The organism is Oleiphilus sp. HI0079 (assembly GCF_001635105.1).
Genome location: NZ_LWFT01001288.1, coordinates 1 through 1,121 on the forward strand (window position 1 = coordinate 1; position 1,121 = coordinate 1,121).

The 1,121-nt window shown below is 49.0% G+C and carries 1 protein-coding gene and 1 pseudogene; both read left to right on the forward strand.

All coding sequences use genetic code 11. The annotated features are described in order from the left end of the window. On the forward strand, positions 1 to 662 hold a 662-nt coding region (locus tag A3750_RS22490; RefSeq protein ID WP_156498847.1), incomplete at its 5' end, for an ATP-grasp domain-containing protein. A 154-nt stretch (positions 663 to 816) separates the two neighbouring features. Next, positions 817 to 1,121: pseudogene (locus tag A3750_RS22495) on the forward strand (superoxide dismutase [Fe]); the annotation flags it as partial.

The following is a 1,121-nucleotide window of genomic DNA, read 5'->3' on the forward strand; positions in this document are numbered from 1 at the left end:
AGACCGAAGATGTAGCTAAAGCTTGGGCCGAGATAGGGGGCCGCACTTTAATAGCAGAGGAATTTATTCACTTCTCTCGCGAGCTATCGATCATTGCCATACGAAGCGCCTCTGGCGAACTAAAAGTTTACCCATTGGCTGAAAACCAGCATAACGATGGCATCTTGCGCTATTCGACAGCGCCTGCGCCAAAGGTTGCAGAACACATCACTGCTGAAGCAAGCCTTTATATCAAAGAGCTATTGGAAGAGCTTGGTCACGTGGGCGTGCTAACCCTTGAGCTTTTTGAAACCGAATCAGGCCTGATTGCAAATGAAATGGCACCTCGTGTCCATAACTCCGGCCATTGGAGCATGCTTGGGGCCATGAGCAGCCAGTTCGAAAATCATGTGCGCGCAATTGCAGACCTCCCGCTGGGAGACACCGAAGCCAACCAGCCATGCTGTATGATTAACCTTATTGGGCACAAGGGCGACATTGAAAGCGTACTGCGCCTTCCCTATGCACAAGTTCACCTCTATGGAAAAGAAGAGCGGCCGGGAAGAAAGCTGGGGCACATAAACGTGAGCGCACCAAGCTATGAAGAGCTCCGCTGGCGCGTACAGAATATCGTCCAGCACCTTGAGCCTTATCCTGAATTTAGACAGTTGAAAAGCGTATAAACGCCTCAATGTAATACAAAGCGCGACCATCTGCGTATCTGAACTGTCGCAACCGCAACATTTACAACATAGATGCGCAAAAGACTTGGTGATAACATCCCAAGTCTCAAAAATTGAACACCCAGAATAACCAACACAACATTGGAGACGCCTAATGGCTATCGAACTACCAGAACTTCCATATGCAATCGACGCGCTTGCGCCTCACATTTCACAAGAGACGCTTGAATTTCACCACGGCAAACATCACAAAACGTATGTCGACAAGCTTAATGGCATGATCCCAGGTACAGAGTTTGAAGGTAAGTCTCTTGAAGAGATCATCAAGACTTCTTCTGGCCCTGTTTTCAACAACTCTGCGCAGATTTGGAACCACACATTTTACTGGAACTGCCTAAGCCCGAACGGTGGCGGCGAACCTACGGGCGTAGTGGCAGACGCGATTAACGCAGCATTTGG